At 35.4% G+C, this 7,044-nt stretch carries 9 protein-coding genes; all 9 read left to right on the top strand.

Going from position 1 to position 7,044, the window contains the following annotated elements:
- Nucleotides 1-211: 211 nt before the first annotated feature.
- The 9 genes from AB8M93_RS18150 (at nt 212) to AB8M93_RS18110 (ending at nt 6,835) form a co-directional block, all read left to right on the top strand.
- Nucleotides 212-703, top strand: coding sequence for a hypothetical protein (locus AB8M93_RS18150; protein ID WP_373060307.1), 492 nt, complete (start codon nt 212-214; stop codon nt 701-703).
- A gap of 396 nt (nt 704-1,099) precedes the next feature.
- Nucleotides 1,100-1,492, top strand: coding sequence for a hypothetical protein (locus AB8M93_RS18145; RefSeq protein ID WP_373060305.1), 393 nt, complete (start codon nt 1,100-1,102; stop codon nt 1,490-1,492).
- 613 nt (nt 1,493-2,105) lie between these two features.
- A complete protein-coding gene (locus AB8M93_RS18140; RefSeq protein WP_373060303.1) occupies nt 2,106-2,774 on the top strand; it encodes a PsbP-related protein in 669 nt (222 codons plus the stop codon).
- Nucleotides 2,775-2,961: 187 nt separating this feature from the next.
- Nucleotides 2,962-3,519, top strand: coding sequence for a hypothetical protein (locus tag AB8M93_RS18135; RefSeq protein ID WP_373060301.1), 558 nt, complete (start codon nt 2,962-2,964; stop codon nt 3,517-3,519).
- 174 nt (nt 3,520-3,693) lie between these two features.
- Nucleotides 3,694-4,338, top strand: coding sequence for a hypothetical protein (locus AB8M93_RS18130; protein ID WP_373060299.1), 645 nt, complete (start codon nt 3,694-3,696; stop codon nt 4,336-4,338).
- A 472-nt stretch (nt 4,339-4,810) separates the two neighbouring features.
- Nucleotides 4,811-5,548 carry a DUF2071 domain-containing protein gene (locus AB8M93_RS18125; RefSeq protein WP_373060297.1) on the top strand — a complete coding sequence of 246 codons (738 nt, stop codon included), beginning with the start codon at nt 4,811-4,813 and terminating at the stop codon, nt 5,546-5,548.
- Nucleotides 5,549-5,695: 147 nt separating this feature from the next.
- The gene (locus AB8M93_RS18120) at nt 5,696-5,842 is read left to right on the top strand and encodes a hypothetical protein (RefSeq protein ID WP_373060295.1); all 147 of its coding nucleotides are present in this window, start codon (nt 5,696-5,698) and stop codon (nt 5,840-5,842) included.
- 18 nt (nt 5,843-5,860) lie between these two features.
- The gene (locus tag AB8M93_RS18115) at nt 5,861-6,229 is read left to right on the top strand and encodes a hypothetical protein (protein ID WP_373060293.1); all 369 of its coding nucleotides are present in this window, start codon (nt 5,861-5,863) and stop codon (nt 6,227-6,229) included.
- 165 nt (nt 6,230-6,394) lie between these two features.
- On the top strand, nt 6,395-6,835 hold the full coding sequence (locus tag AB8M93_RS18110; RefSeq protein ID WP_373060291.1) for a hypothetical protein: 441 nt from the start codon (nt 6,395-6,397) through the stop codon (nt 6,833-6,835).
- The last annotated feature ends 209 nt before the right edge of the window (nt 6,836-7,044 follow it).

Below are 7,044 nucleotides of genomic sequence, written 5' to 3'. Positions count from 1 at the left end.
AAGAGTTTTTCCTGATAATTTTTCTTGCCTTGCATGTAGTAAATTAGCACTTTTAGCTAACTTGTGCAACAGGCACAGTGTATAAAAACAATGCTCAAACCTGTCTCGAATCGAAACTCCGTGCTCGCTTGCTGCGCCTGATTGTCCTGCGGACAATCAAGCTCGCCCGCTCGCACAGTTTTTATACAAGACGTTGCCATTAATTTAAAAAATGAAAACACAACATTTATCTCAGTTTGATAGAATTAAAATATTCTTGAATGAGTACTTTTTTGGGTACGGAGTTTTCTTCACCATTGTCAGACTAATTGGCGGACCGCTGATCCTCATAATGGGATTGAATTTATATTTCACCGGAGACACTAAACTAGGAGTGGGATATGCAGGATTTATGATAGCATTCGGCATTTATTACATTTTGAAACCCTTAATTATTATTCTGACCAAAAAATCGTGGTTCCAAAACTTTGATTTGAGTTACAAAATAGAACCTGATAAAATAGTTGTGCAGTCAGAAAAGAGCAAATCTGACTTGGATTACTCGGATCTGGTTTCAATTCTCAAAAGAAAGACCTACTATGCGCTTAGGACAAAATCAAAACAAGGAATCTACTTGCCGATAAAGTATTTAGAACCAGCGGAATTGTCTATTCTTGACGGACAAAAAAAACTAATGGCAACAACGTATAAAAACAATGCTTAACCTGTCTCAACTCGAAAGTCCGTGCTCGCTTGCAACGCCTGATTGTCCTGCGGACAATCAAGCTCGCCAGCTCGCACTGTTTTTATACGGGACGTTGTAAGGCATCAACAGCAAAACTCAGACGGCAAATTTTAGAAGATCGGCAGGGCAGAGGCTAAAGGGAAGAAAAAAAGCTACGGGTTAGAATCCTCACTCAGCCGCAAGTGGCGCTTTTTTTTGGTACATTTGGATGTTCAGGCTTATGAATAAGCGGACTTTTGGCCGTAGCCGATCTAAGAAAATGAATGACGAAAAAGGCCAAATCTGAGGCTTATTTGCGACGGATCGTAAAAAGACGCCTTACAACACCATATAAAAAACAATGCTAAAACCAGTGATTAATCAAAAATTCAGGCTTTGCTTGCTACGCCTGATTTTCCTTCGGAAAATCAAGCTCGCCCGCAGCACTGTTTTTATATGAACCGTTGTGAGCCATTGCAAATCGGAGGGAAACGCAGTCGGGAAATTTTTGGATTTTTAGCAGTGGTATTTTTAGGTCGGATGAAAAAAAGCTACGGGTTAGAATCCTTACTCAGCCGCAAGCAGCCGCTTTTTTTGGTATTTTTGGATGTAATAGCTTGCGCAATTCGAATCTTTGGCCAGAGTCGATTACCAGGAACAATAGCTAAAAAGGCCATTTTTGGAGCCTCTTTGCAGCGGACTTTAAAACACAACGGCTCACAACACTATATAAAAACAATGCCTAAAACTGTGTCGAATCGAAACTCCGTGCCCCTTGGTTGCGCCTGATTTTCCTAACGGAAAATCAAGCTCACAAGCGCACTGTTTTTATACGCCACGTTGTGAGGCATCTCACGGTAGAGTATGGGGCAAAAAATGAAAATTTCAGCTATTTTGATTTAAAAGGTTTGGTCTCTAATCAGACTTTGAAACGGTGCCGATCAGCTAAATAAAGGTCGATAATTGCCATTTTTGAGACCTCTTTGCGACGGACGAAAATTGGCAAATTTGAGAAGATCTGCAGTTGCGGTTTTCTTCGGGAAATAAAAAAAGCTACGCTTTAGAATTATCACTCAGCCGCAAGTGGCGCTTTTTTTTCGGTAAATTTGGAGGTTTTGGCTTGCGGATAATTAAAAAGACGCCTCACAACAGCATATAAAAACAATGCTAAAGCCTGTGCAAATTCTAAACTCCGTGCGTGCTTGTTGCGCCTGATTTTCCTAACGGAAAATCAAGCTCACCAGCGCACAGTTTTTATACGGAACGTTGGCAACAATTTAAACCATTTGCAGACAATGAATTATCCTAAAAGTCAAACGATTAAAAACAAATGAATAGAGGTTTTTACTTTTTTATAACAATTTCGATTATAATTATTTCTTGTAAAAGGAATGATAGGGTTGTGAATGATCTGGTTTCTGTAAGTGGAGAATTTAATAATAGTCAAGACCTTATCAAGACTGGACTTTGGCATTATTTTGACAGCAAATCTGGCGATACCCTAAAGTTTGGGAATTACAAACACGGGCATAAACATAAAATGTGGACCTACTTTTATGGTTCTGGTTCTTATAAAATTGAATGGGATACGTATAACAATAGCGGATTTTCAGTTGATTACCCTAGCACCTGGAAAACAACAGACAAGGAAGGTTTTTTATTCTATTCTTTGAAAGACTCTGTATATGGTTACAATGTGACACACGTGGGAGGAAAAGATGAAAATGAATTGGAAACTTATCTAAAGGATTTTCTTAAGAGAGTAAATAAATTTAATGTTAATGATATAAGCTTTAAAAAGGAAATTTTGCAGGATAGTATTATTCTCTATAATGGTAGTTTCACCTACAAAAATAAGAAAGGAATTTCTATTTCCTGTATATCCTCCATTTTTCAAAAGGATAATTATATTTACGATTGCACCTATTTTAAAAGGGGTAGCTCAAATTTAGAAAAAAAGGATTTTTTAATTGAAAAGGAAATGACCACCAGTATTTTCATTGAGGATGAACAGCTATTTATAGTTCCCTATATTACGAAAAGCACTCAACTTGAAATCAATTTCAATTAAGTTCTTAAAGTAGTAGTAAGGAAATTCAAACTGTTGCCAACAAAATATAAAAACAATGCTAAAGCCTGTGCCAAACCGAATCTCAGTGCTCGCTTGCTGCGTCTGATTGTCCTGTGGACAATCACGCACGCCCGCTCGCACAGTTTTTATACGAGACGTTAGCAGCCATTAATGAAACCCACCGGCGATGAGAAAATTTATGATATACATTTTTTCAATTTTTATAGTAGGATGTTCAAGTCAAAAAAAACTGACCGGACATACGGAGGCTCTTTATCAAAAACTGGAATCTGGATTGGAAAACCTTAATCAATCTGATAATGATACATTTTATTTCAAATCAGAAAATTTTAATCCTGTTAAAATTATTTTCGAAAAGTTAGAGAACAAACTGCAAACAACTGACAGTTTAATTTTTGTATTTAGCTGGATTAATCATTTACCAATGGCTGGTGCAAATCATTTAGAATCAATTGTTTATGATCTGGAAAAAGAAAAAACTTACTACTTATATAATTATAGAAATGACTATAAAAACATTATAGTTCAAGAAATTAGGCCCGACGATTTTAATACAATAGATATGGTTTTTGAAAACTTTCAAAAAGGTGATATTGAATATTTAAAAAATCAACAAAATCAATTCTCCTCTGCAGAGATGGGGCAAGACTATCTGATTTTAAAAATTCATTTGGGTAAAGATTTTATAGATACTTTGGTTTTGGAGTCAATTACATTAAAATAATACAAGCTTAAAACGGCTGCTAACATTATATAAAAACAATGTTAAAACCTATCTCAAATCGAAACTCCCTGCTCGCTTGCTTAGCGGATTGTTCTGCGGACAATCACGCTCGCATCGCACTGTTTTTATATGGGGCGTTGTAACGCATTTTAAAGCAAGATCCAAATTGAAAATTTGAAAATATTAATCCATCAAATGCATAGATATTTAATAATTCTACTTTCTATATTCTTCTCTTTGTCTGTACAAGGTCAGATTACCCAACCAGAGAATGACCTGGAGAATTGTGTTTCTAAATCTACTGAAAGCTCATATTATGAAAGTGTTGGTTTTTACCAAATGATGCAGGAAATGGAAGATAGAATGATTAAAGATGGATTAATTAAAAACAGAAAGAAAGAAGAGTATTTAAAACTATTTGAAAAGCTATCCAAAACCAATGATTCTTTGAAATTCAAAGAATATTTTAATAGGAACTTTGAATATATGGAACAGAAATTTTCTTTCAATTTATTCACAGTCAATAGTGCAGTTTTTAATCAGTGCCCATATAAAATTTCCTCATCGATAGAAAATAAGAACGAAGAATTAGTGTACCAAACTGGAAAACGACTGTACCAAATTATGGAATCAGGATTTCTCGATTTAAAATTGATCAAAAACCTAGTCAAATTTTATAGTGAACAAGATTTTTCGAAAAAAGTTTATAGAGCACCAATAACCTATTTGGCATTAATAAATATTAATTACCAGTATAGTCCATATGAAATAGAATTTCGAAAATATAAAGAGAGTAAAATACTTCAAAATAAAAATTGATAATAAAACGCGTTACAACACCGTGTAACGCAAATGGCGGGTATTTTGCCAAAATTCGATAATTTAGAGACCAATTAAAAACAAAACAACTAAGCTGACAAGTTCGCCTCCTACTCCGCGCCACTTGTCGTTACACAAGACCGTTGTAGCAAACTAAAATATCTGCTCCTTTTGTCATTTTTGGGACACCAAATTTCTCACTATTTCATCAAGTAAAAACGGATTCTAGTCGGATGAAAAAAATCGGACGGATTTCGCCAGCCGAACGTTTTCCTAAAAAAGGAACGATAAACTCTGTTCGGGAAAGTCTGGCGGACTTAAAGCATGCTACAACATCGGCTATCCAAAAATGGCTTTTTGAGAGGAAAATATTTTACATTTAGTTCCATAACGAAGTTCCGGCTAAGCGGAAAATTAAATTTCTAATGCGCCACTTTTGATAGCCGGGTACGTTGGGCTTAATGTGAAAAAAATGAAAATTCCGACAATCATAGGAACAATAGACAGACGAATTTTAATCAACTATCAAGTTGACAAAGACGTGCTTACTAAATATTTGCCTGACCCTTTTCGACCAAAACTTGTGAACGACAAAGGAGTTGTTGGAATTTGCTTAATCAGACTAAAGAACATTCGACCAAAAGGACTTCCAAAAACTGTTGGTATCTCATCAGAGAACGGAGCTCATCGAGTTGCAGTTGAATGGACAGAAAACGGAGAGATTAAAGAAGGAGTTTTCATTCCCAGACGAGACACTTCTTCAAAATTAAATTCACTTGCAGGCGGACGAATTTTCCCAGGTGTACATCACCTTGCTGAATTCTCAGTTAATGAAGAGAATGGAAATTACTCAGTAGAATTTAAAAGTGACGATGACACTTTTCTTTCAATCAAAGCCTCAGAGACAACCGATTGGAACCAAGACAGCGTATTTGAAAATTTAAATTGTGCTTCGGACTTCTTTGAACAAGGCGCAGTAGGATATTCACCAGACAAGATCGGAGAGACTTTTGACGGACTTGAATTGAAAACCTATGAATGGAAAGTTAAGCCGCTGACAGTTTCGGAAGTAAGGTCGAGTTTCTTTGAAAACGAGACCATTTTTCCAAAAGGGACAGTCAGATTTGACAATGCCCTACTAATGAAAAGCATTGAACACGAATGGAAAAGTTTAAAAGAAATAAAAAACACTAAGCCCAACAATGGCTAAGAAAACATAGGGCAGTTAAGGATTTCAGCAAGGTTCGTTCATTTAGCAAGCTTCGGTTTCGGTGGACAGGTAATCGCTTCGAAAGCCCTACGTTTCTTAGCCGCAACGTTGGCTGTAAGTTAAACGAAACCCATAAAAAATTGAATTATGATAGTACAATGTCCTGAATGTTATTCAGATAATGTAACAAATCTGAGTTACGACTCTAACGAATTTATTTGTAACGACTGCGGAGAAGATTTTTTAGCAGATAACGGAATTGATGTTGAAAAAGAAAATTTTGATGAAGATTAAATTTAAAGAAACAAGAAAATGGCATTAACTGATTTTTTTAGAATAAACTTTCCCTACGGGTTGAAAAAAAATAATAATAACGAATGGTTTGTCTTTAACCGAGAATATATGCCTTTAGGTTGGAATTCTAAAGACAAGCAAGAAAGCATCCATAAAGAAATGCCTTATTCGGAATTTCCAGTTTATACAAAATACAAAGGTTTGACGGAGAATGCGATTGAAAAAATCATTAAAGACAAGGACAGAATTCAGAGAAATGATGAGAATGAAATAGTTAGAATTTTCTTTTACAATGACAAAACGAATCCTAAATCAAATCCTGAATATTGGAATGATTATATTGATATTATAAAGTCGTTTTCCAAATTTGAAAAGTCAAATAAATAAAAAACCTACAGCCAACACCGGCTATAGTTCATTGCTTCTGACTTTCCTCTCGGAAAGTCCTCGCAAACTTGCTATCTTCGGTTTACGGCGGAAAATCCTCGCGGATTTTCACGCAACGAAACCATAGCCAAACACGTTGTACGCAAGCTAAAAAACTCACTCCAATTGATAAAAAGAGCAATAATAATAACCTTAGTTCTGAATTCCATAATTCTGATTGGAGTTCCTGCTGGACACGGTGGCGGAATAATGATAATGTTTGAATTTATAAGTGTTCCGACTCTAATAAAAAACGGATTTGAGTTCCAGAAAGAATATCCTTTTGAGAGCAGTCTGATTTTAATAGCTCTTGTTTCCTTAATTGGAAAAATGATTTCAATTGCATTATTGTTTTCAAAGAATATTATGAATAAAAAGAACTGGATTTATATTGGACTGACTTTAATGCTGATTTCTTACTTTATTGTTAGTTACGCAGCTTGCAATTATGACAATTTTCTTTTTGCAATTACATTGGGAAGCGGAATACCTTTTTTAATGTATTTCGGTAGAGTTTTATACTTGATTAAAAAGGAAAACAAGAATTCGGAATTAGTAACTCAATAAAAAAGCTTGCGTACAACAAAGGCTATCAAAAATGGCTTTTTTGAGAACTATTTTTCTACATTTATTTCCATAAGAAACAGCCGGTTCAATTAAAAGGGCAATCTTCCCTACACGCCACTTTTGATAGCCGGGACGTTGTGAGGCATCAAAGGGTAGAGTAGAGGGCGAAAATTGAACTTTCTGCTATTTTTGTTTAAAAAGGTTTGGTC

This window comes from Autumnicola aciditolerans, from assembly GCF_041679265.1.
Taxonomy (GTDB): Bacteria; Bacteroidota; Bacteroidia; order Flavobacteriales; family Flavobacteriaceae; genus Autumnicola.
The sequence above is the reverse complement of the archived record's forward strand: the minus strand, read 5'-3'. Positions and strand labels throughout refer to the sequence as shown.